This is a genomic window from Dyella sp. NPDC103356 (genome assembly GCF_055584465.1).
Map to the genome: position 1 here is coordinate 525,353 of NZ_JBVJLZ010000003.1, position 22,322 is coordinate 547,674.

21 protein-coding genes are annotated in these 22,322 nt (G+C 62.7%); 14 read left to right on the forward strand and 7 right to left on the reverse strand.

The features are described 5' to 3' along the window. The first annotated feature begins 171 nt into the window (after positions 1-171). The 4 genes from ACZ6WW_RS09185 (at position 172) to ACZ6WW_RS09200 (ending at position 5,009) form a co-directional block, all read left to right on the forward strand. Positions 172-1,296, forward strand: a complete 1,125-nt coding sequence (locus ACZ6WW_RS09185; RefSeq protein WP_465273923.1) for a hypothetical protein — start codon at positions 172-174, stop codon at positions 1,294-1,296. A gap of 123 nt (positions 1,297-1,419) precedes the next feature. Then, positions 1,420-2,085 (forward strand): response regulator, encoded by a 666-nt coding sequence (locus ACZ6WW_RS09190; protein WP_281850621.1) that lies wholly within the window; start codon positions 1,420-1,422, stop codon positions 2,083-2,085. Next, on the forward strand, positions 2,072-3,472 hold the full coding sequence (locus tag ACZ6WW_RS09195) for a sensor histidine kinase (protein ID WP_465273924.1): 1,401 nt from the start codon (positions 2,072-2,074) through the stop codon (positions 3,470-3,472). Before ACZ6WW_RS09190 ends, ACZ6WW_RS09195 begins: the two co-directional genes overlap by 14 nt. A gap of 169 nt (positions 3,473-3,641) precedes the next feature. Next, positions 3,642-5,009, forward strand: coding sequence for a glutamate--cysteine ligase (locus ACZ6WW_RS09200; protein WP_281850624.1), 1,368 nt, complete (start codon positions 3,642-3,644; stop codon positions 5,007-5,009). A 72-nt stretch (positions 5,010-5,081) separates the two neighbouring features. On the opposite strand, the gene ACZ6WW_RS09205 is transcribed toward ACZ6WW_RS09200, so the two are convergent. Further along, positions 5,082-5,543 (reverse strand): DoxX family protein, encoded by a 462-nt coding sequence (locus tag ACZ6WW_RS09205; protein WP_465273925.1) that lies wholly within the window; start codon positions 5,541-5,543, stop codon positions 5,082-5,084. 270 nt (positions 5,544-5,813) lie between these two features. Between ACZ6WW_RS09205 and bufA2 the strand changes: the two genes are divergently transcribed. The 5 genes from bufA2 to ACZ6WW_RS09230 all read left to right on the forward strand — a co-directional run bounded on the left by bufA2 (position 5,814) and on the right by ACZ6WW_RS09230 (position 9,916). Next, positions 5,814-6,083, forward strand: a complete 270-nt coding sequence (gene bufA2, locus ACZ6WW_RS09210; RefSeq protein WP_465273926.1) for a BufA2 family periplasmic bufferin-type metallophore — start codon at positions 5,814-5,816, stop codon at positions 6,081-6,083. Positions 6,084-6,159: 76 nt separating this feature from the next. Further along, positions 6,160-7,011, forward strand: a complete 852-nt coding sequence (gene bufB / locus ACZ6WW_RS09215; protein ID WP_281850627.1) for an MNIO family bufferin maturase — start codon at positions 6,160-6,162, stop codon at positions 7,009-7,011. Next, positions 7,008-7,784, forward strand: a complete 777-nt coding sequence (locus ACZ6WW_RS09220) for an HvfC/BufC family peptide modification chaperone (protein ID WP_465273927.1) — start codon at positions 7,008-7,010, stop codon at positions 7,782-7,784. Before bufB ends, ACZ6WW_RS09220 begins: the two co-directional genes overlap by 4 nt. Positions 7,785-7,868: 84 nt before the next feature. Continuing rightward, positions 7,869-8,891 carry a helix-turn-helix transcriptional regulator gene (locus ACZ6WW_RS09225; protein ID WP_465273928.1) on the forward strand — a complete coding sequence of 341 codons (1,023 nt, stop codon included), beginning with the start codon at positions 7,869-7,871 and terminating at the stop codon, positions 8,889-8,891. A 23-nt stretch (positions 8,892-8,914) separates the two neighbouring features. Further along, the gene (locus ACZ6WW_RS09230) at positions 8,915-9,916 is read left to right on the forward strand and encodes an MBL fold metallo-hydrolase (RefSeq protein WP_465273929.1); all 1,002 of its coding nucleotides are present in this window, start codon (positions 8,915-8,917) and stop codon (positions 9,914-9,916) included. Here the strand turns inward: ACZ6WW_RS09230 and ACZ6WW_RS09235 are convergent. The 3 genes from ACZ6WW_RS09235 to secB all read right to left on the reverse strand — a co-directional run bounded on the left by ACZ6WW_RS09235 (position 9,880) and on the right by secB (position 14,587). Next, positions 9,880-12,900: a DEAD/DEAH box helicase gene (locus ACZ6WW_RS09235; protein ID WP_465273930.1), complete on the reverse strand. Its 3,021-nt coding sequence runs from the start codon at positions 12,898-12,900 to the stop codon at positions 9,880-9,882. The two genes, ACZ6WW_RS09230 and ACZ6WW_RS09235, sit on opposite strands and share 37 nt — an antisense overlap. Before the next feature lie 147 nt (positions 12,901-13,047). Continuing rightward, the gene (locus ACZ6WW_RS09240) at positions 13,048-14,073 is read right to left on the reverse strand and encodes an NAD(P)H-dependent glycerol-3-phosphate dehydrogenase (protein WP_465273931.1); all 1,026 of its coding nucleotides are present in this window, start codon (positions 14,071-14,073) and stop codon (positions 13,048-13,050) included. Between the two features lie 10 nt (positions 14,074-14,083). Next, complete coding sequence (secB, locus tag ACZ6WW_RS09245) at positions 14,084-14,587, reverse strand: protein-export chaperone SecB (RefSeq protein WP_465273932.1); 504 nt, start codon at positions 14,585-14,587, stop codon at positions 14,084-14,086. A gap of 343 nt (positions 14,588-14,930) precedes the next feature. Here secB and rpmB point away from each other — a divergent pair, with 343 nt between their 5' ends. Both rpmB and rpmG read left to right on the forward strand, forming a co-directional pair. Next, positions 14,931-15,167: a 50S ribosomal protein L28 gene (gene rpmB / locus ACZ6WW_RS09250; RefSeq protein ID WP_090449535.1), complete on the forward strand. Its 237-nt coding sequence runs from the start codon at positions 14,931-14,933 to the stop codon at positions 15,165-15,167. 11 nt (positions 15,168-15,178) lie between these two features. After that, entirely contained in the window at positions 15,179-15,346 is a 168-nt protein-coding gene (gene rpmG, locus ACZ6WW_RS09255; protein WP_126675274.1) for a 50S ribosomal protein L33, read from the forward strand. A 265-nt stretch (positions 15,347-15,611) separates the two neighbouring features. On the opposite strand, the gene ACZ6WW_RS09260 is transcribed toward rpmG, so the two are convergent. Continuing rightward, complete coding sequence (locus tag ACZ6WW_RS09260) at positions 15,612-18,110, reverse strand: S9 family peptidase (RefSeq protein WP_465273933.1); 2,499 nt, start codon at positions 18,108-18,110, stop codon at positions 15,612-15,614. Positions 18,111-18,245: 135 nt separating this feature from the next. On the opposite strand from ACZ6WW_RS09260, the gene ACZ6WW_RS09265 reads away from it, so the two are divergent. Beyond that, positions 18,246-18,788, forward strand: coding sequence for a DUF4166 domain-containing protein (locus tag ACZ6WW_RS09265; protein WP_465273934.1), 543 nt, complete (start codon positions 18,246-18,248; stop codon positions 18,786-18,788). An 8-nt stretch (positions 18,789-18,796) separates the two neighbouring features. Here the strand turns inward: ACZ6WW_RS09265 and ACZ6WW_RS09270 are convergent, their stop codons facing one another. Then, complete coding sequence (locus tag ACZ6WW_RS09270; protein WP_465274051.1) at positions 18,797-19,900, reverse strand: saccharopine dehydrogenase family protein; 1,104 nt, start codon at positions 19,898-19,900, stop codon at positions 18,797-18,799. 165 nt (positions 19,901-20,065) lie between these two features. Between ACZ6WW_RS09270 and ACZ6WW_RS09275 the strand changes: the two genes are divergently transcribed. Beyond that, entirely contained in the window at positions 20,066-20,584 is a 519-nt protein-coding gene (locus tag ACZ6WW_RS09275; RefSeq protein ID WP_465273935.1) for a dihydrofolate reductase family protein, read from the forward strand. Beyond that, entirely contained in the window at positions 20,581-20,997 is a 417-nt protein-coding gene (locus tag ACZ6WW_RS09280; RefSeq protein WP_465273936.1) for a DUF3052 domain-containing protein, read from the forward strand. The genes ACZ6WW_RS09275 and ACZ6WW_RS09280 overlap by 4 nt, the downstream gene beginning before the upstream one ends. A gap of 53 nt (positions 20,998-21,050) precedes the next feature. Here ACZ6WW_RS09280 and ACZ6WW_RS09285 read toward each other — a convergent pair whose 3' ends face one another. Next, on the reverse strand, positions 21,051-22,247 hold the full coding sequence (locus tag ACZ6WW_RS09285) for a DesA family fatty acid desaturase (RefSeq protein WP_465273937.1): 1,197 nt from the start codon (positions 22,245-22,247) through the stop codon (positions 21,051-21,053). Positions 22,248-22,322: the final 75 nt, after the last annotated feature.

Sequence of the window (22,322 nt, forward strand, 5' to 3'; positions counted from 1 at the left end):
GCGCAGGCCGGAATCCAGTGGCTTCGGTTTCCGGTTTTCGCGGCAGAGCGGATTCGTATTGGCTCTCGCGATAACCGATCACAAAGTCACTGGGTCCCGGCCTGCGCCGGGATGACGATAGGGAAAACCGAGGTTATTCGAGTTCGCTTTTCAACCCGGAAGCCTATGGCCATGAATGCACCTGCAATCACGATCCGATCAGGCGAACTGGTCGCGCTGCGCCTTTTCGATATCGCCTACGGTATCGATCTGACCCAGTCCGAATCGCTATGGGCCGCGCACGTCGGCGGCACGACCAGCCGCACCCATCTGGCCAGCACACCGACCAAGGCGATTGCCTTCGAGGTTCCGCCGCTGCGTCTTTCGCTCGATCCGATTGATTTGATGCTGGGCTCCGAGAAAGTCGTTACCGAAGCCTCGGTGCGCCTGTACGACTTCGGTGTGGCGGCACTCGCTGTGCGTGTCAAAGTCACCGACATCACCTGGGACACATTCGTCGAACGCTTCGATGCGCTCGATCAGGCGGCCGGGCCCGACACGCCCGCGCCGTTCTGGCTCACCTTGCTCGATCATGTTCGCGAGGTGATCGCGCCGGCACTGGATCGGCCGGCACTGGACGCACGCCTGCAGGAAGACTATCTCCTGGGCAGCGTGTATGCATTCGATGAAGTAGTCGATGCCGCCTCGCTGAGTGAACGCGTCGATCTGATCCGTTTGCTGTCGGGTGAAACGCGCCCGCTTTCCGCAGCAGCACGGCGGGATCTGCTTTCGCGCAGCTTTTCGTACTACGCCGACGACCTGGCCGTACTCACCTGGGATCGCGCCTTCATCTACGAACCGCGCGGCGACTCGGATGTCGCCGATGTCATCGAAGTGGCCAATGCACAGCTGGTCGAATTTCGCTATTACGACACGCTGCTGGATGACGAATTGCCGCGCATGTACGACCGGGTGGAGGCCGCAAGACATCTGAGCTCGCTGTTTGCATCGCGCCGCTTTGCCCATCTTGCGCGGCACTTGCACACCCTGGTGGCCGAAGTGACCCAACTGACCGAAAAGGTCGACAACGCCCTGCAGGTCACCGAAGACGTCTATCTGTCGCGTGTATACAGCGCGGCGCTTGGGCTTTTCCGCGTCCCCACGCTCAATGCCTCGGTGGACCGCAAGCTGGCGATTATTCGCGATACCTATGCTGCCCTTTACGATGAGGCGTCCAGCCGACGTGCCGAGCTGCTGGAAATCATCATTATCGTCCTGATCATCACGGAAATCGCGGTGACGCTGCTGCTGCATTAGCCCGGACCCAGGTCCAGGCTGCCCTGGCCCTTTCCGCAGTCTTACGCGAGGCTTTCAATTATTTACGACGGAATCGGGAACAATGGCGACTTCAAAAACACCTTCCTGAGCCGTCCTGTCCTTATGCGCATCCTGCTTGTCGAAGATGATCCCTTGGTCGCCGATGCCGTGGTCCGTGGCCTGTCCGCGGAAGGCTATGCGGTCGACCATACGGGAACGGCCGAATCGGTTGCGGCGATGCTGGAAGGCGCGCATTACGACATGGCCATCATCGACCTGGGACTGCCCGGCGAGGACGGTTTCGGGCTGGTCCGACGCTTGCGCCGCTCGGGCAGCGCCCTGCCGATCCTGATCGCGACCGCGCGGGATGGCCTGGACGATCGGGTCAGCACGCTCGACCTGGGCGCCGACGACTACCTGGTCAAGCCCTTCGCCCTGCCGGAACTGGCGGCCCGCTGCCGCGCCTTGATCCGCCGTGCTACGGCGGCGACCTCGAACGAGCTCACCGTGGGGCTGCTGCGTATCGACCTGGCCGGCCGGCGCGTGCTCGATCGCGATGGGCGTGCGATCGAACTGACCCGGCGCGAATGGTCGATCCTGGAATGCCTGGCCCATCATGGCGGCCGCGTGGTGAGCAAGGAGCGCCTGATCCAGGCGATTGCCGGCTGGGACGAGGACATCTCCAGCAACGCGATCGAAGTGCATGTCTCGCGCCTGCGCAGCAAGCTCGAAGGCTCGGCGACCGTGCGCGGCATCCGCGGGCTCGGTTACCGCCTTGAAGACATTTAAAGCGTGGCTACAACGCGTTGGCGCGAGCCTGCGCGGACGCTTGCTGATCTATCTGATCGGGCCGCTGCTGCTCCTGCTGGTGCTGGGCATCGCGGTCGATCATCGCGTGATCATTACGCCGATCTACAGCGCGTTCGATCGTTCGCTATCGCGTGCCGCAGTAGCGATCACCGCGCATATCCACCGCGCACCGGACGGCAGCCTGGACATCCCCCTGCCCGACCGGCCGCCACCGCCGTTGCGCTCGACCATCCACGAGCAGTTCTACTACCGGGTCAGCCGACCCAGCGGCGAAACGGTGGCAGGCACGGATGATTTGCCGATCGTGCCTACGACAACCTCGCTCTCGCGCGATATGGCCTATGGCGATGTCACCTACCGAGGCGAGCTATTGCGTGCAGTCAGCTACCGTACCGATGAAGCAGGCGAGCCGTTGATCGTCACCGCGGCGGAAACGCCGCATCGACGCGATCGCGCCATGCAACGCATGGATCTCGCCCTGGGCGTCAACGATACGGTGCAGATGCTGCTGACCCTGGCTGTCGCCCTGGCAGGTATCGCCATTGCGATGCGTCCGCTGCGTCGCCTGCAAGCTCAGATCTCGCGCAGTACACCGCAGACGCTTGAGCCGATGATGATCGACAAAGTGCCTTCGGAAGTGCAGCCGCTGGTCGATTCGCTCAACACCTTGCTGACCACGGTGCGCGACTCCAGCCTCGCGCAACAGCATTTTCTTGCCAATGCCGCCCACCAGTTGCGCACGCCGCTGACCGGCCTGAAGGCGCAGCTTGAAGTGCTTGGCCGCGAGGCCGCCGGCACGCCGCTGGAAGAACGAATCGAACGCCTGCACGGCGGCGTCGACCGTCTCGCCCATACGGCCAATCAGCTGCTGGCGCTGGCACGCGCGGAACCGTCAGCGCACCGCGCCAGTCACTTCGGCTCGATCGATATCGCCGCCCTGATTGGCGACATCATCGGCAGCTCGCTCGATCGCGCGATCGAACGCGATATCGATCTTGGCGCCGAATGTCAGCCGGCACACGTGCTCGGTGTCTATTGGTTGCTGCACGAGCTGTTGCTCAACTTGCTCGACAACGCATTGCAATACACACCGCCGGGCGGACACGTCACCCTGCGTTGCGGCGTGGACGAGGGCATACCGTTCCTCGAAGTGGAAGACGATGGTCCCGGCATCCCGCCGGCGGAACGCGAGCGGGTGCGCGAACGCTACTACCGCGGCACCGGTAGCGAAGGCGACGGGACCGGCCTGGGATTGGCGATCGTCGACGAGGCGGCCAAGGCCCACAGCGGTCGTTTCCTGATCCTCGACGGCCAGCGCGGACACGGTGTGCGCATGCGCATCGAATTCCCGCGCGAGGGTGGCTAGGCACCGTTCTCCAGGCGCAAGCTTCCACGCCCACCGGACTGCCCCCGCTGTCATCCGCTTGGGCGTTTCAGGCCCTACAATCCTTATTTCCGGTCGCCGGCCCTGGACGGCCTTTGAAATCGCCACTCCCACCCCCATAGGGAGTGGCTGCCCAGACGAGGAGTCACCCGTGTCCATTCCCAGTGCCGTCAAGAGCACGCCGATCGGCAGCCGCCAGCAGCTTGCCGATTACCTCGCCGCCGGCGAAAAGCCGCGCGAAGCCTGGCGTATCGGCACCGAGCACGAGAAGTTCGGCTTCCGCAACGACGATTTGCGCCCACCGACCTTCGACGGCGACCGCGGCATCCGCGTACTGCTGGAGACCCTGGCCGTACGCTACGGTTGGGACGTGGCGCGCGAGGGCGAGAACCCGGTGGCGCTGTCGCGCGACAAGGCCTCGATCACCCTGGAGCCGGCCGGCCAGCTGGAACTGTCTGGCGCGCCGCTGGAAACCATTCACCAGACCTGTTGCGAAGTAAATTCGCATCTGGAAGAAGTGCGTTCGGTCGCCGACGAGCTAGGCATCGGCTTTCTCGGTATGGGCTTCCAGCCCAAGTGGCGCCGCGACGAAATGCCGTGGATGCCCAAGGGCCGCTACAAGATCATGCGCGAATACATGCCCAAGGTCGGCTCGCTCGGCCTGGACATGATGACGCGCACCTGCACCGTGCAGGTGAACCTGGATTTCTCCAGCGAAGCGGACATGGTGAAGAAATTCCGCGCCAGTCTCGCCCTGCAACCGATCGCCACGGCGTTGTTTGCCGATTCGCCGTTTACGGAAGGACGTCCAAACGGTTATCTGTCCTATCGCTCGCACGTATGGACCGATACCGACAAGGACCGTACGGGCATGCTCGATTTCGTCTTCGACCAGAGCTTCGGTTACGAGCGCTACGTCGACTACATGCTCGACGTACCGATGTACTTCAGCTACCAGGATGGCCGCTACATCGACCTTTCCGGCCAGGACTTCAAGCGCTTCATGGAAGGCAAGCTCGCCGCCGTGCCGGGCACACATGCCACCATGCGCGACTGGGCCGACCACCTGACCACCGCTTTCCCGGAAGTGCGCCTCAAGCAGTACCTGGAAATGCGCGGCGCCGATGGCGGCCCCTGGGGCCGACTGTGCGCCCTGCCGGCGCTGTGGGTCGGCTTGTTGTACGACGATGAAGCACTCGATGCGGCGTGGGACCTGGTCAAGGATTTCACCCGCGAAGAACGTCATGCCTTGCGCGACGGCGTGCCCAAGGAAGCGTTGAAACTGAAATTCCGCAACTACAGCGTGCGGGAGCTGGCTCAGGAAACGCTGAAGATCGCAGTGCATGGCCTGAAGCGTCGCAACAAGCTCAACAAGCATGGCGCCGATGAAAGCCTGTTCCTGGAGCCACTGATCGAAATTGCCGAAGCTAACCAGACGCCGGCGGAGCGCAAGCTTGAGCTGTTCCATGGCGCATGGGGCGGGAGCGTAGACCCGGTGTTCAAGCAGTTTGCTTATTGAGGCCGACCAGCGGCCTGACCATCTGTGATAGAAAAAAAGCCGGCACATGTGCCGGCTTTTTTCTTTTCATCATCACTCTTTCGTTCGAATACCCAGCCAACGGGCCAGCAACGTATCCAGACTCACCTTGCCCGGGCCGGCCATCAGCAGCCAGAAGAAAATCAGGATGTAGACCGTTTCGTCGGCTTCCACGAATTCGTCGATGCCCTGAAAATTGGCCGACACCACCAGCACGATCGCCACGACCATGTTGATGATCATCGGAATGCTCACCAGGCGGGTGAACAGGCCCAGCATGATGAGCGCGCCGCCAACCAGCTCGGTCCAGGCCGAGAGCGCGGCACTGAAGGCGGGAAAAGGAACGCCCCAGCCCATGAAGCGCTGGGTGAAGCCGTCCAGGTTTTGCACCTTGGCAATGCCCGTTTCCAACCAGAAATAACCGAAGGAAAGACGAGCCACCAACGGGCCAAGCCAGCGGACTCCATAGAGGAAGTCGAGCAGGCGCGAAGAAATATCGGCGATGGGCTGACGCATGTAGGCAGATCCGGGCAGGTGAGAGTCGGCTCATGATGCAGGTGCACAATGCCGCACCGCCATGTTCGCCCGTCCGGCCTTTCTTGCTCTGCGTCCTTTCCTACAGGTTTGTAGTCCAAGCCGGACGATCGGATACAAAATGCAGATGCCCGGTGGCAGTCACGGCCGATGGACAGGACCAGAATGGTACCCGTCGAGCATGGCCGGCTTTCTCACGGGGCCCCGGCACGACACCCCAAAATCAATCCGATTCACTCAGGAGTTACCTCTATGAAGTTCAACAAGATCAACGGTGGTGCCATGGCCCTGGCGGTTGCCGGTCTGTTTGCCGTGACTTCCATGAACGCCGCAGCCGACAACCACGGCGCCCAGGGCGACAGCGCGAAGGTCAAGTGCGAGCACTCCTCGTCCTGTAAGGGCCATGGCGCGTGCAAGCAGGCCAGCAATGCATGCAAGGGCCAGAACGCCTGTAAGGGCCAGGGCTTCACCATGCAGAAGAGCCAGGCCGACTGCGACGCTGCGCAGGCTTCCGCCAAGTAAGGCACTGTGCGGAGCTTCCGGCACGCTCGTGACGAAAGCTCCGCCTTTTTGTTTTCTTCAAGCTCCAGGTTCCGTCATGAACACGCAAAACCAGTCGAAATATCTGCCTTATCTCGGATTTGGACTTGGCCTTCGCGTCGACCACTACGAAACCCTGCTGGATCATCCCGGTCAGGTGGAATGGCTCGAGATCATTTCGGAAAACTACATGGTGCACGGCGGGCGCCCGCTATCGTGGCTGGAGAAATTCCGCGAGCGTTTCCCGCTGGTCATGCACGGCGTTTCGCTATCGATCGGCAGCACCGATCCCCTGGACGAAGGCTATTTGCAACGCCTGGCCGCGCTGGCGGACCGCGTGGAACCCCAATGGGTGTCCGATCACCTGTGCTGGACTGGCGCGCACGGTATCAACCTGCATGATCTCATGCCGCTGCCATATACCGAGGAGGCGCTGGACCATGTCGTCGAGCGCGTCAGTCGGGTCCAGGACGTCCTTGGCCGGCGCATCCTGCTGGAGAACGTGTCCAGCTACATCACCTACGCCGATTCGCAGCTGACCGAATGGGAATTCCTGGCCGCGGTAGCCGAGCGGGCCGACTGCCTGTTGCTGCTGGACATCAACAACATCCATGTCAGCGCACATAATCATGGTTTCTCGCCGCTCGACTATCTCGACGGCATCCCGGCGCGGCGCGTGCAGCAGTTCCATCTTGCCGGGCACGAACATGGCGAGCAGTTGCTTATCGACACGCATGATGCTCCGATCGTCGATCCGGTATGGAAACTGTATGTGGAAGCGGTGCGTCGCTACGGCCGGGTATCGACGATGATCGAGCGCGACGACCACATTCCCCCGCTGGCCGAACTGCTCGAAGAACTCGATCGCGCACGAGAACTGGCGCTTCCCTTACTGAAGGAAGCCGCATGACTCTTCTGCGCGACATACAGCAGCAGGTATTGAACGCGATGCTGGCCGAACAGGCGCCGCCGCTGGATATCCTGCGCGGCGACGCGCGCGCCGATGCCGCTACCCGCTTTGCGGTCTATCACCATGCCTACCGGGCTCGTCTGCTCGAAGCTCTCGCCATCGAGTATCCCGGCCTGGCCCTGATGGCCGGGCGCCGATTCGAACGGCTGGGGGCAGGCTACCTCGAGGCGCATCCCTCCGGTCACTACAACATACGCTGGCATGGCGCCGGGCTGGCTGCCTTCCTCGACTATGGACGCCCATGGCGGGATAAACCCGCGTTCGCGGACATGGCCCGGCTCGATTGGGCGATTTCCACGGTTTTCGATGCCGCAGACGAGCCGGTGATGCACCCACAGGATCTCGCCCAACTGGCTCCGGAAGATTGGTCCACGCTGCTGCTGCATCCTCAATACCGCTTGCAGATACTGTCCACGTCCTACAACGTGGCGGCCTTCCGCAAAGCGGCCGACCTGGGCGAGTCCAAACCTAAATTGGTGCATTACAGCACGGCTCAGTCCGTGCTGATCTGGCGCCAGGAATGGACCGTACGCTACCGCACGCTGGAGGACGATGAGCTGATCGTGCTGGAAGCCGCCATTGGCGGCGCGACATTTTCCGAACTATGCGACCGGTTGGGCCGTTTTCATGACGAATCCGCCGCGCCGGCGCGCATGGTGGCGATACTGCAGGGTTGGCTGGCCAGTCATCTGCTGCGGGCGCACACAGTCTGATGTCATATCCCCCTACATGACCCATCGATATCGAGTACTGTGATGTAACTTCGGAAGCTGCTTCCGCGAAGGCCTGTTATCGGAATGAAACCGGAGGGCCGTAGTGTGAACATAGGACACAACACACAGAAGGAACGCCGTGTGCATATCGAGCCCAACCCCCGCCTGTTAGTAGAAGGGGGGCCCGCTCCGATTCTTATCGAGCCAGCCCTTGAGTCACTACTGAACCAGTCGATGCTGCGCGTCGACGTCATCGCCGAGCTGCATCGCTGCGGCACCTGGTACGAAGACGAACCCCGTTATCACTGTGGACTGTTCCATCTGGTCGGAGCGGGACAGTGCAAGGTGGAAAGCCACTCCCTGGAAGAAGCCATGACGCTCGATGCCGGCGATCTGGTCGTGCTGCCACATGGCGATGCTCACTCGCTTCGCGTCGACGGTCGAGCCGATCTGCGTGCCGATGACGTCACCAGCCTGATCTGCGGTGAATTGCACTTTTCGGGCAATACGAACCATCCCCTCAACCACGCGTTGCCATCCTGCTTCGTCGTGCGTTCGAAAGAGGCCGGCCATACCTTTCGTCAGCTTTCGGAAATGATGGTGCATGTCGTCAATTCCGGCATGGTCGGACGTCAGGTCCTTTTGAACAAACTGGCCGACGCCTTGTTTACCCTTGCCGTGTGCGACTACGCGCACCGCACCGAAGATCGTCGTGGACTGTTCGCCGCCCTGGGCGATACGCGCATCTGCCGAGTGCTGCAGGCGGTGCATGAAAATCCCGGACATGCCTGGACGATGCAGAACATGGCGTCGCTGGCCTGCATGTCGCGCTCGGCTTTCGCCGAACGTTTCACCCAGCTGATGAAGGTGCCCCCGATGCAGTACGTCACGCAATGGCGCGTGACGATTGCCGAACAGATGCTGCGGGACAGGCAGATGTCGGTGGCGGCCATCGCCCAGCAACTGGGATACAGCAGCGAGGCGGCTTTCCGCCGCCTCTTCAAGCGGGTCAGTGGCGTCAGCCCGGGCCGCATCCGATCCGAGAGCGACGAGACACCTGCCGAACCCGCAGTTGTACCCGTCATGCCCAACGTGTTGATCAACTGACCTCCCGTCACGGAACCCAGGCCTTGCGTCGCTTTCTCTGCGTTACGTCGATGTGCCTTGCGCTATCATGCACTACGGCGCTTGCGGCACCCGTCGCGTATGCCGTAAAGGTTGGCTGGCAGGTACTGGGCAGCGGCGGGCCGGAGCTCAATGGGCGCGCTCAGAGCGGCCATGTGCTATGGATCGACGGCAAGGCCCGCGCCGTGTTCGATGCCGGCAGCGGCACCGCGGTGAATTTTGGTAAGGCGCACGCGCGCATCGAGGATCTCGACGTCATCGCGCTGACTCATCTGCATACCGATCACAGCGCCGACCTTCCCGCCTATATCAAGGCCTCGTTCTTCGGTGAACGCGATCGCGCACTGCCCATTCTGGGACCGGCTGCGGGCTATGGCTTTCCTTCCGTAGAGACCTTTCTGCAGGCGCTGTTCGCCGACGACCGCGCCGCTTACCCGTACCTGGGTGGATTCCTGCGCGATGGCGAGGCGAGTTACCGTATCAAACCGGAGACCCTGTCGCCGCGCGATGGCGAGATCGCCATCGTATTCAAGAACGAACGCATGACGATACGCGCCACGCCGGTAAAGCACGGGCCGGTACCCGCATTGGCTTATCGGGTGGATGTCGACGGCCGTGCAGTGGTGTATCTGGGCGACACCGATGCGCGCGCGCCGGCCTTGGTAAAGCTGGCCGAGCATGCGGATCTGATGGTAGCGAACATGGCGATTCCCGAAGGCGGCGACGATCCGGTAGCCAACGCGCTGCATGCGCCGCCGTCGCGCATTGCAGCGTTGGCCAAGCAGGCAGGTGTACGTCGGCTCCTGCTGTCGCACTGGATGGTGCGCTCAGATCAGGCGATGCCGGAGATACGGCGGACCATCGCTTCGATTTTTTCGGGCGAAGTGCTCGTTGGATATGACGGGGAATGCGTGAGCTTGGATGCTTCGAAGGGTCACGACTTCAGTCGCGACCACTCCGCGATCGCGCCTCAACCCGGCGCCAGCAACGCATCCAGATCGCCCTGATCGAAGCTCAGCCGCTCGCGACTACCGCCGCCCTCGAGCACCGCCTCGGCCAGTTCCGCCTTGCGTGCCTTGAGCTCCTCGATACGTTCCTCGACCGTCCCGGCAGTAATCAATCGGAACACGAATACCGGTTTGTCCTGACCGATGCGATGCGCACGGTCGGACGCCTGCGCCTCGGCGGCAGGGTTCCACCACGGGTCGTAATGAATCACCGTGTCGGCCGCGGTCAAGTTCAGGCCCACGCCACCGGCCTTGAGCGACAGCAGGAACAGCGGCACTTCGCCTTCCTGGAATTGGCGCACCGGCTCGGCGCGATCGCGCGTCTCGCCGGTAAGGGTCACATAGCGAATGCGTCGACGATCGAGTTCGACGGCAATCAGCTTGAGCATTTCGGTAAATTGCGAGAAGAGCAGCACCTTGCGACCTTCGGCGAGCAAGGCCGGCAGCATGTCCATCAGCAACTCGAACTTGGCCGAATCGCGCACGCCACGCGCAGCTTCAAGCTTCACCAGGCGCGGATCGCAGCAGACCTGGCGCAGCTTCAACAAGGCATCGAGCACGACAATGCCGCTATGGGCGATACCGCGCTGCGCGATGACTTCGCGCAGTTCGTCGGCCAGTGAAAGACGCAGACTTTCGTATAGCTCGCGCTGGCGGCCTTCGAGCACGACGCGGCGAGTGATTTCGGTTTTCGGCGGCAACTCGGAAGCCACCTGCGCCTTGGTCCGTCGCAGGATGAACGGTGCGAGGCGACGATTGAGACGATCCTGGCACTCGGTGTCGCGCTGCTTTTCGATCGGCACGCGATAGTGACGACGGAACGCACCCTCGTCGCCAAGCAGGCCCGGTACGGCCAGGTCGATCTGCGACCATAGTTCGCCGAGATGGTTTTCCAGCGGCGTGCCGGTGAGGCAGACGCAGCGTGGCGCACGCAAGGTCAGCAAGGCACGGCGCGCCTGGGTGCGTGGATTCTTCACCTGCTGCGCCTCGTCCAGCACGATCAGCGAGAACGGCTGCTTGCGCAACGTCACCACGTCGCGCGGCAGCAGGGCGTAACTGGTCAGCACGATATCCTGTGCGCCCAGCTGCCCGAATTCGCCGCCACGCTGCGGGCCGTGCAGCGCCAATACGCGCAAGCCCGGCGCGAAACGCGCGATTTCCGATTGCCAGTTGGGAATCAGGCTGGTCGGCACGATAATCAGCGCCGGCTGGTTCAGCGTCCCCTGCTCTTTCAGCGCAAGCAGATGGGTGATCAACTGCAGCGTCTTGCCCAGGCCCATATCGTCGGCCAGCACACCGCCGACGCCCGCCTCCGCCAAGGCATTCAACCAACGCAGGCCTTCGCGTTGATAAGGGCGCAGCTCGACCGTGAGATCGGCCGGCACCGCATCGCTGGCACGCTCAGCGGCATCGCGCAGGCGCGCTGTGAAGCCACGCAGTTGCTCCGGTGCCTGCAGCTCGCCGCCCGACGGCAGCGCGTCGACGATTTCTTCCAGACGCCCGGCCTGCACGCGCGGCAGATGCAGTTTTTTGCGTGGGCGTTCCAGATATTCGGCCAGCGGCGCGAGCAGGCCACGCAGCTCTTTCAGACGTACCGGAACGCGTCGACGTTCATCGACCGGCGCGTACCACACGGCATCTTCGGGCTCGTTCGGCGACGGGCTGAGATTCAACTGGTGCTCGGCCAGCGCCTGCGCCACCGCGGGCAGCAGGTTGTGTCGCTTGCCTTCCACTTCGATACCGATTTCCAGATCGAAGGCATGATCGTCGGCGTCTTCCACCGCATTGCCGTACCAGCGGACCGGCCCTTCCAACACCTCGAACGGGAAGCTGGCGTTGTAGTCGAGCTGAAAGCCCTCGCCCTCCAGCTTGGGCCGCAGTGCCAGCCAGCGTGCCGGCGTGTTGACTTCGAGTGCGCCGGCATAGCCTTTTCCGGGGAACAGCCAGGCGTCCTCGGGCAAGGTATCGGCAAGGTCCCAGGGCAGCCCTTCGGTGTCGACGCCCGGTGTGAGGCCGGCGCGTTCGAGCTGTTCCATTGCCGACAGCTCTTCGGCACGACGACGGGTGATCTCGACCAGATGACCGTTACGTACACGCCGCACCAGCGGCTCGCCACCACGGCCCGGCAGGCGCTCGCCGGCGTAGTCGAAAGCGAGACGCGCATAGGCCAGCGGCGGCGTGCCGGCGGCCAGGCGAGCATGGCGCGTCAGCGCATGCAGGGTTAGCACCGGCTTGGGTGCGAGCTCCGACTTGCGCAACTCCCCGAACACCTGGGGCAGCGGCACGCGATGCGCGAGGCGGCTTTCCGGCAACGCGTCGCGCAGGTTCTGGCTGTATTCGTGCTTGAGCGGCGGGAGGTCGAGCCAATGGGTTTCTTCCGCATCGGCATCGAGGCGGCCGAGCTCGGCGCGTTCGGCGTCGAGATACCACAGGCCGTCGATCCGCAGCAGGCGCAAGTTGGTCGGCATGGCGGGCAGCAGTCGCTGGCTGCCGTCCTTTTCCATCTGCCAATGCCAGTTGAGCTGGTGCGACTTGCCGCGCGACAGGCGCAAGCCCGCCAGTCCACCGAGAAAACACGGCGAAGTATCGAGTATTTCGGCAAGCAGCACATCGCCGACATGGCCGGACAGCCGCGCGTAGCTGCGGCTCTTGCGCAAGGTCTGCGGCAGGCCGAGCAAGGTGGCGGCAAGACGTTGTTCATGGGGCGCCAACGGTACGTGCGCCAGATGTTTGCTATCGAGCGGCGCGGGGCGCACAAAGCGCCCTTGCTCGCCTACCGACAACAGCGCCGGAGCGACTTCCAGATGCGCCCAGGTGGCGCCTTCCTCGGCCATGACCTCCAGGAAAAAGCCAAGTACGCCAGGTTCATGTGCCGGGGGCGGCACCGGTACGGCAAGCAGCTTGCTCCACACGCCGGGCAGCATGTCTTCGCTGTCTTCCAGCGCGGAGGTAGAGCGTAGCGGCTGTTCGTCCGATGGCTGCATTGCGACTCGCGATGGCGCCCAAAGGAACCGAGCTTAGCAAGCTCGCCGTGCGAATGTCCGCAATAAAATGGTGAAGCCGTTCGCGGCGTTCACTGTGAAGAGCGAAGCAGGCCGCCATGCGGCCTGAAAAGCGCATGGCGACCGGCTTTATGGCTTCTCGAACAACGACTGCGGATATTCCGGCTTCTGTTCGCGCGCCATCAATGCCTTGAGACCTTCCACCGGCGTCACTTCGCCATGCAGCACGGCGTGCACGCCGCGGCTGATGGGAAGCTCGAGACCGTGCTTGTCGGCCAGGCGCACGACTTCATTGGCGGTCAGCACGCTTTCGACCACCTGGCCGATCTCGCGCACCGCTTCGTCGATGGCCTTGCCGCGACCCAGGGCAAGGCCCAGGCGGCGGTTGCGCGAAAGATCGCCGGTGCAGGTGAGCACCAGATCGCCCAGGCCGGACAGGCCCATCAGCGTTTCCGGACGCGCACCCAGTGCCACGCCCAGGCGCAACATCTCGTTCATGCCACGGGTGATCAGGCCGGCCCGTGCATTGAGGCCCAACTCCATGCCATCGGCGACACCGGTGGCCACTGCGAGCACGTTCTTCATGGCGCCACCGAGCTCGGCACCGAGCACGTCGCTGCCCGAATAGGCGCGCAGGTTCGGCGCATGCAGCAGCGAGGCCACCTTGTGCGCGAACGCGTCGTCTTCCGAATGCACGGTGACCGCGCTAGGCAGCCCGGCTGCCACTTCGCGGGCAAACGACGGCCCGGTAACGACCGCCGCCGAGCGGCCGGGCAATTTTTCGGCGACCAGCTCGTGCAGGAAGCGGCCGGTACCCGGCTCGAAACCCTTGGTCGCCCAGGTAATCGATGCGCCCGGCTCAAGCAGCGGGGCGATCTCGTCGAGCATCGCCGCGAACGCATGACTGGGCACCACGATCAGGACCACGTCGGCGCCACGCAATGCGCGCGCCAGGTCGCTTTCGTAGGTCAGCTCGGCTGGCAGCTCCAGATCGGGCAGATAGCGCGCGTTGCGATGCGTGGCGGCCATGGCCGCCAACGCATTGGCATCGCGCCCCCACAAGCGCGTGGGCACACCGTTTCGGGCAGCCAATGCTGCCAGGGCAGTGCCCCAGGAGCCTGCGCCAAGAACGGCCAGTGTCGGTCGATCGGCCATGGCCCTTGGCTCAGCTGTTGAGCGTCGGAGCCTCGTCACCGCCGGTCATGCGGCGCTGCTGCTCGGCGTACAACGCGTCGAAGTTGATCGGCTGCAGCAGGAAGGGCGGGAAGCCGCCTTCCAGCACCAGGCCGGAAATGACCTGACGCGCATAGGGGAACAGCAGGTTCGGGCAGTAGCTGCCGATGATGCCTGCATGATCCAGCTCGCTGAAGCCGGCAATGCCAAACAGACCGGCCTGCTCCACTTCGGCCAGGTACGCCGTGCGATCGCCGACCGCGCAGGTCAGGGTCAGGCTCAGGGTCACTTCGTACAGGTCGTTACCCAGCGAGGTGGCCTTGTGGCCCAGGTTGAGCTGCACCTGCGGCGGCTGGTCGGTCTCGCCGATCTCCTGGAAGATCTGCGGCGCATTGGGCGCCTCGAACGAAACGTCCTTGACGTAGATCTTCTGCAGCACCAGCTGCGGCTGGTTGGCCTGGCCATTGGCCTGGCCGTTGGCGATAACGTCTGCCATCGGGTATCCCTCGGTTCGCGAATGCGGTTTAAGCAAAGAGGTCGATTGTTTCATAACGGCGGGGAACGGGGAACGGGCAACAAGGGCACCTGCCGCCCCCGAGCCCAGGCAAACGCCTCGGGCGCCAGTAGGGGAACCCCGGGAACTTGCATACGGCCCTGATTTCCTGAGAGAATGCACGGCTCGACTATGCCGGCCCGACTCTATCGGGCATGTCCGCTACGCGATGCGGGCCTTAACGGCAACCTCGAAAGCTTCAATCTCCAGCATCGCGGGCGCCGAGGCGCCGCTGGGCCGATGTCGCCCTGGCTAACGGGCGGTCAAAAAATTTACGGAGGTCATCATGGCCCGTGTATGCCAAGTCACCGGAAAGGGTGTGCAGACTGGTAACAACGTCTCGCACGCTAACAACAAGACCCGTCGCCGCTGGTTGCCCAACCTGCATGAGCGTCGCTTCTGGGTTGCCAGCGAAAACCGCTGGGTGAAACTGCGCGTCTCCAACCAGGCGCTGCGCACCATCGACAAGAAGGGCATCGAGGCCGTGATCGCCGACCTGCGTGCCCGCGGCGAAAAGGTCTGAGGAGATAAGTCATGGCTAATAGCAAGCAAGACAAGATCCGCTTGATCTCGTCGGCCGGTACCGGCCACTTCTACACCACGCAGAAGAACAAGAAGAACACGCCCGACAAATTCGAGTTCAAGAAGTACGACCCGGTTGTCCGTAAGCACGTGATCTACAAGGAAGGCAAGATCAAGTAATCCATCTTTGGATTATTTCTTCTCTTCGAAAACCCGCCCTTGTGGCGGGTTTTTTTATGGCCCTGTCATGCCTCACTTCAGAGAATCTCTAAAAACCCCTCCTATTCGTCATCCCGGCGCAGGCCGGAATCCATTCCTCGGTCCTCGCTTGTCAGACAGCCTTTGGCAAGCATCTGAGCTGAGGAATGGATTCCGGCCTGCGCCGGAATGACGACAAGGTGAGGCTAGTTGAGACTTCTGAAGCCGCTCCCACAGAAAAAACAACTCAAGGCGCCGCGGCCCCCTGCTTCGGAGGCACCGCCGCAGCGGGCTTGGCATTTTTCACATAACGATCAAACCAGGTCAGCATCTCGTAGACCTCCTGCTCGTTCGATTCCATCGCCGTATACCAATGCGGCTCATGCGGCAGCATCACCAGACGCGTGGTGCCGCCCAGGCCACGGATCGCCTGGAACAGTTTGGGCGACTGGATCGACTCCGTACCCGGATTGGCATCGTCCATGCCATGCATGAGCAACAGGGGCGTCTTGATCTGGTCGGCGTGGAAGAAGGCCGACGCCTGCTCGTACACCTTCGGCGCCTGCCAGAGCGAACGTCGCTCGTTCTGGAAACCGAACGGCGTGAGCGTCTTGTTGTAGCTGCCGCTAGTGGCCACGCCAGCGCGAAATAGCTGCGTATGCGCCAACAGGTTGGCGGTCATCAGCGCGCCATGGCTGTGGCCCGTAACGCCGATGCGATTGCGATCGACCACGCCCAGCTCCACCGCCTTGTCCACCGCCGCCTGCGCATCCATCACCAGCTGATCGATGTAGGTGTCGTACGCCTCGCGCGGATCGCCCACGATCGGAAACGATGCGTTGTCGATGATCGCGTAGCCCGAGAGCAGCAGCAAACGATAACCGCGCAGGATGTCGAACTTCTGCTGCGACCCGCTGACCTGGCCGGCCTTGCTCGGATCGGCGTAGTCCAGCGGATAGGCATAGAGCACGGCCGGCAGGCGGGTACCTTCCTTGTAGCCGGGTGGCGTGTACAGGGTGAAGGACAGTTCAACGCCGTCCTTGCGCTTGTAGGTCACCAGACGCTTGCCGATGCCACGCACCTGCGGCGTCGGGTCGGCGATATGGGTAATCGCATCGTTGGTGGAAGCGTAGGCGGCCTCGCCCGGTTTGGCATCGCTCACCGACGCGCCAAGTGCATGCATGAACAGATTCGGGGGCTCGGCCGGCGATTGCCGCGCCGTGATGAAACGCTGGCCACCATCGAGTACGGCGACGGGCGATTCATAATGATCGCCACCGCTGCGGAACAGACGCTCGGTATGTCCGGTGGAGAGCGAGTAGCGGTCGAGGAACGGACGGTCTCCCTGGGGCGTACCGCCCGAACCGACGAGATACACGAAATCGCCGTCCTGTCGCACGACGCGCGCACCCGTGGGCAGTTGGCGCATCATCAGCGAGCCGGGCTCGTTGTAGTTCTCGTCCATCGAATAGTCCCACACCGTGCGCGCGGGCTTGGACGGATCGGCAACATTGATGCGGGTGATGTGGATCCAGCGCTTGTTCGCATCCACCTCGTACACGAAAGGCTCATCCCCTTCGGCCAGCCAGCGCATGCCGCTGAAACGCTGCGCAGTCTGCGCCACCTCCTTCGGCTTGCCGCTGAAGGGCGCGGTCCACATCATGACCTTGTCGCGATGCGGCACATTCACCTTCCAATCGCCCTGGTCCAGCGCCTCGGGCCAGATCAGCGTGGCCGACGCGTTGTCGCGCCATTCGAAGTCGCGTGGACCGGTCGGAACACCATGAACCGGCACGCGATCGGCCAACGGCAGCGAGGCGATGGCAGCCGATTGCCCACTGCGAACGTCGAGCACACTAACGTCACGCGCAAAACGTTCGTAGGTGGTGACGTAGGAGTAAGGCTTCTTGAGCGTTTCGACCAGCACATGCTCGCCATCGGGCGCACCGGAAACGCCCGCGATCACACCGGGTCGGCCCACAGGTCGAACCTGGCCGCTGGCCGCGTCGACGGTGGCAAGCTGCGCGGTCGCGTAGTAGTCGAACAGCGCTTCGTCTTCAGGGCTGGAGAGCGTGTCGCGCGCTTCGTACGAACTGCTTTCACCCTTGCCTTCGATCGATTCCTTGATCTCGGGACCGGCAGCCACATCCGCCTTGGGAGCGGGCCCCAGGTTGGACGGCACCAGCTTGACCAGCAACGAATCGCTGTCGTGCAGCCATTGCACCGCATCGTCCATGACCGGGTTGAGCGATACGCCTTCCACGCGGTGCACCTGACCGGTCAGAGCGTCGCCCAGCCACAGCTCGGTGCGCTCGCGAGTGGTATTGGTAAAGGCGAAACGGCGGCCATCGGGAGACCATTGCGGCAGCCCAGGGCAGGCATCGGCCGGCAACGCAACCGGAAGCTGCTTGTGGCTGGTCACGTCCTCTACCGTGAAATGCTTCAGGCAGGTGCGAATGCCGTAGCCGCTGGAGGCATCGTGCCGGCTGTGATTGGCCGGTTCGATGCGCAGGCCCGCCAGCTTCAGATACGGCTCGGCGACGCGTGCGATCGGCGGGTACTGCGACTGCTCGACCAGCAACATGCGCTCGCGGGTGGGATCGAGCATGGGCACTGCCGGCAATGGCGCGTGCATCACGCCGAGCAGCGGCTCCGGCGGCTTGTCGTAGCCTGCCAGCGCCAGGGCGGGCAGGCAGGCGAGCACGCAAGCGGTGAGCAGAAATCCTTTGGGTCGGGCGGACGGCATCGTGCGGTCTCCTGTGGGCATTCCACTGACGTTACAACGCCTACCGGGGTACACCTCCCTGCCGTAAGTCATGCTTAGGCTCGAAGAGCACTGCACGCTTTCATTCACCGCACTCCGGCGCTCACAATGACGGGCATGACACCCCTCTTTCCCACCCTCCTGGGTCCCGACGCCTGGCAAGCACTGCCGGCACCGGTACAACACATGCACGGCTCGCCTGTACGTGTCGTCGCGGACGGCGAAGCCGATATCGAGGGGGCGTCGCACCTCGTCGCCAGACTGCTGCGTCGCCTGCTCGGCCTGCCCGAGCCCGCTCCACGCCAGAAGCTACGCGTTGTCATCACGCCGGACGGCATGCAGGAAACCTGGGCTCGCCATTTCGTTTCGCGGCGCATGCAATCGGTACTGAGCCGTCGTGAGGGCTCCCCGCTGCTGTATGAGCGGCTCGGACCCACGACGCTTGGCTTCATCCTGCGTCGCGATGGCGATGCGATCGACTGGTCACTACAGCACGTGTGGGCTTTCGGCATTCCCCTGCCACGCGCCTGCTTCGGCAGCATCCTCTCACGCAGCGGCTGCGCAGACGGCCGCTATGCGTTCACCGTCGACACGCGCCTGCCGCTGATCGGGCAACTGGTCGCCTATCGCGGCTGGCTGGAGATCGTGTCCGATGCATGACGTACGCTCTATGCGTCGAGTTTCTCCAACTGCGTGGTCATGGCATAGCTAGATAGTGCAGCCAATGCTTCATCCAGCGTAAACAAGCCCATGCAGGGCACAGCACCCCGCTGCATCAGTTCGCCATCGGCAAGCTTGCGCGCCACCACCACCGCCGGTATCGCGGGAATCTGCGGGCCGTCGCCGGCACCGGCGTGGATCGTCCAGCGCAGATGAAGTGGCTGTCCGTGGTGATCCACGCCGCGCAGTTGCACCACCATGCCGCCTTCGTCGGAACCGGCGCGAAGAAACCATTCGCTCATGCGGCGCAGCCGCGATGCATGGCGCGGCAAGTTTTTCGCCAAACCCATGCGCGCAAGCCACGCGAACATCCAGAGGCCAAAATGCAGGCGATAAAGCTCCAGACCGGCGCGGAAGGTTACCGAACGCACACCTTTGTAGCGCTCTGGAAAAAGTACATTGTCGGGCACATCGCAGATGCCCACGAAGCGCGATCCCGCCGACAGGAACGGCGCACGCTTCGTCGATAACCAACCGTAGGCATGCTGCCACTGCCCATCGCGCCAGATCGGCACGCGCCTGCCGCAATAACCCAGGATCGAAGCCACCGTCGCGTCGCCACGCGGCGTACGGTTGCCCGGACTGATGGCATGCTCGATCTCGTCGAGCGAAGCGAATCGATCGCGCAGATGATCGATCGCCGCGGCACTCATGGCCGGCAGTGTCGATGCGCCGCTCACGATCAAACGCCCAGCCTCGCGCGCCCTTGCATCCAGCATGCCAATATCGGCGACGAACTGACGACCATCGGCCAGATCGACATAGTCGCTGCCGCAAGCAAGACAGGCTTCGGCGACGCGGTAGTCCTGCGACTGGAAAGGCCCGGCGGAATGGATCACCAGCTGCGGCGATTGTGCCGCCAGGGCTGCCGGCAGATCGGACGCGTGCACATCGATCATCGCCGTGCGCACGGAGGCATCGCCGAGCTCGACGCGCATCGCGTCGAGCGCCTTGAGCGTTCGCCCGGCAAGGGTCAACTGGAAGCGCTCATCGTGCGCCAGCTGACGTGCAATACGCTGGCCGAATACGCCGGTAGCGCCGATCAATAGCACTCGAAGCAAGACGGATGACCCCTGTGGAAAATTCTTATGTCGCCTCGTGGCAACGCAATGATTGTTTGTTATTGAAATTGCAATTTCAACGGCAAACTCTATGATGCGCCGGAGAGGCTGACCCCAACTTACGATGGGTACTGTGCAGCCGTGGAGGCTTCGACCATGAAAGCATCCGTTTTTGTCGGCACCAGTCTCGATGGTTTTATCGCCCGCGTCGATGGGGCTCTCGATTTTCTCCCGCCGGGCGGCGGCAAACCGCACGGCTACGACGAGTTCATGGCGACGGTGGACGCATTGGTCATCGGCCGCAACACGTACGACACGGTACTGGCTTTTGATCCGTGGCCGTACGGGAAGAAACGCGTTTTCGTGCTCACCACCGGCACGCTTGCGGCCGCTCCACCGGGCGCGATCGTAGAGCCTATGTCGGGCGATCCCAACGACATCGTGTCCCAGCTTTCCAGTCGCGGCATCGGACATATCTACGTGGATGGCGGCATCACCATTCAGCGGTTTCTCCAGGCCGGACTCATCCAGCGCCTTATCGTTACGCGCGTTCCGGTGCTGATCGGTTCTGGCATCCCGCTCTTCGGCCCGCTACAACAGGACGTGGCTCTCAAACATGTAGCGACACGTCAGTACGCCAGCGGCCTGGTTCAAAGCGAGTACAACATCGCATGAGTCCATCATCCACGGGTTATTCGGGAACGCCTCTTGCGAAGAAGCTCGGCATCGTGGAGGGCAGTCGCGTCGTTACCTTGCACGCGCCCGACGACTACGCTTGCTGGCTCTCACCCATTCCATCGGATGTCGTGTTCGAAGGGAAAGTCACACCGCTGACCGATATCGTGCATGTTTTCAGCACCGGGAAAGCAGAACTGAAGGCGACGCTGGAAACCTTGCGAAACACCATCAAGCCTTCCGGAACGGTCTGGGTATCCTGGCCCAAGAAAACATCGAAGCTACCCACGGATATCACCGACAACACGATCCGCGAGGTGGCGCTTCCGCTCGGCTTCGTCGATATCAAAGTCTGCGCGGTAAGCGACGTCTGGTCAGGACTGAAGCTCGTCATTCGCAAGGAACAGCGATAAAAAAAGCCCGCCGGTAAGGCGGGCTTTTACTTGAAGCAAACGAGCCGAAGAGATCAGGCGGCGCTGGTAACGCCGTAACCCTTCAAGCGCTGCGCGAAGTTCTGCAGCGCCTGGATACCACTCTGCTCGGCTTCGTGAATCCACTGCTGCAGACCATTGAGTGCCTGGTCCGCACCGCGCTGTTCCATCAGGGCCGACAGGCGCGTGCGGAAGTCGCACACCGTCTGCAGGGTCGGGCGCTTGGCCAGCACGGCCTGCATGCGGTCGCGACCTTCGTTATCCAACCAGCGGCCGCCGTCGGCTAGCGCCAGACGCATGCGACGCGGCACCGACTTGATGTTCTCGCCGGCATGCTGCGCTTCGTCGCGCAGGGTCGGCACGATGACCTGACGGTAATAATCGGTCATGGCCTGGAAGCGATGAGTCAGCACGGCCTTGAGCGTTTCGGCATCCGGCAGGTGCACGTTGGGGCGAATGTCCAGCGCCGGCGCAACGCGCAGCACCTTGGCCAGGCCCACGGCACGCAGCATGCAGATCGCTGCCCAGCCGATATCGAACTCCCACTTGCGCAGCGCAAACTTGGCCGAGCTCGGGAACGCGTGATGATTGTTGTGCAGCTCTTCACCGCCGATCCAGAAACCCCAGGGGATCAGGTTGCGCGCGGTGTCGGCGCTTTCGAAATTGCGGTAGCCCCACCAGTGGCCGATACCGTTGACGAAGCCGGCGGCCCAGAACGGAATCCAGATCATCTGCACGGCCCAGATCAGGCCACCGATGACACCGAACAACGACAGGTCGATGATCGCCATCAGGGTCGGGCCCCAATACGGATGCGCGCTGAACAGCTTGCGCTCGATCCAGTCGTCCGGCGTACCGCGGCCGTACTTCTCCATGTCTTCCTTGTTCTCGCTTGCATCGCGATACAGGGAAACACCATCGAGGAACACCTTCTTGATGCCGTAGATCTGCGGGCTATGCGGATCTTCTTCGGTCTCGACCTTGGCGTGGTGCTTGCGATGGATCGCCACCCACTCCTTGGTGACCATGCCGGTGGTGAGCCAGCCCCAGAAACGGAAGAAGTTCGCGATCAGCGGATGCAGATCGACGCCACGATGGGTCTGGCAACGGTGGAGGTACAGCGTCACCGTAAAAATGGTGATCTGCGTCATCACCAACGTATAGACCAGCATGGTGACCCAGCTGGCGTTGGTCAGTCCCTGGGACAGGAAAGTCAGCACTGCATCAAGCATGTATTTGCACTCGGGTATTTGGGTCTGAGTCTAGAACAGGGTGTCCGTACCCGCCAGCATGGAACCCTATGAATC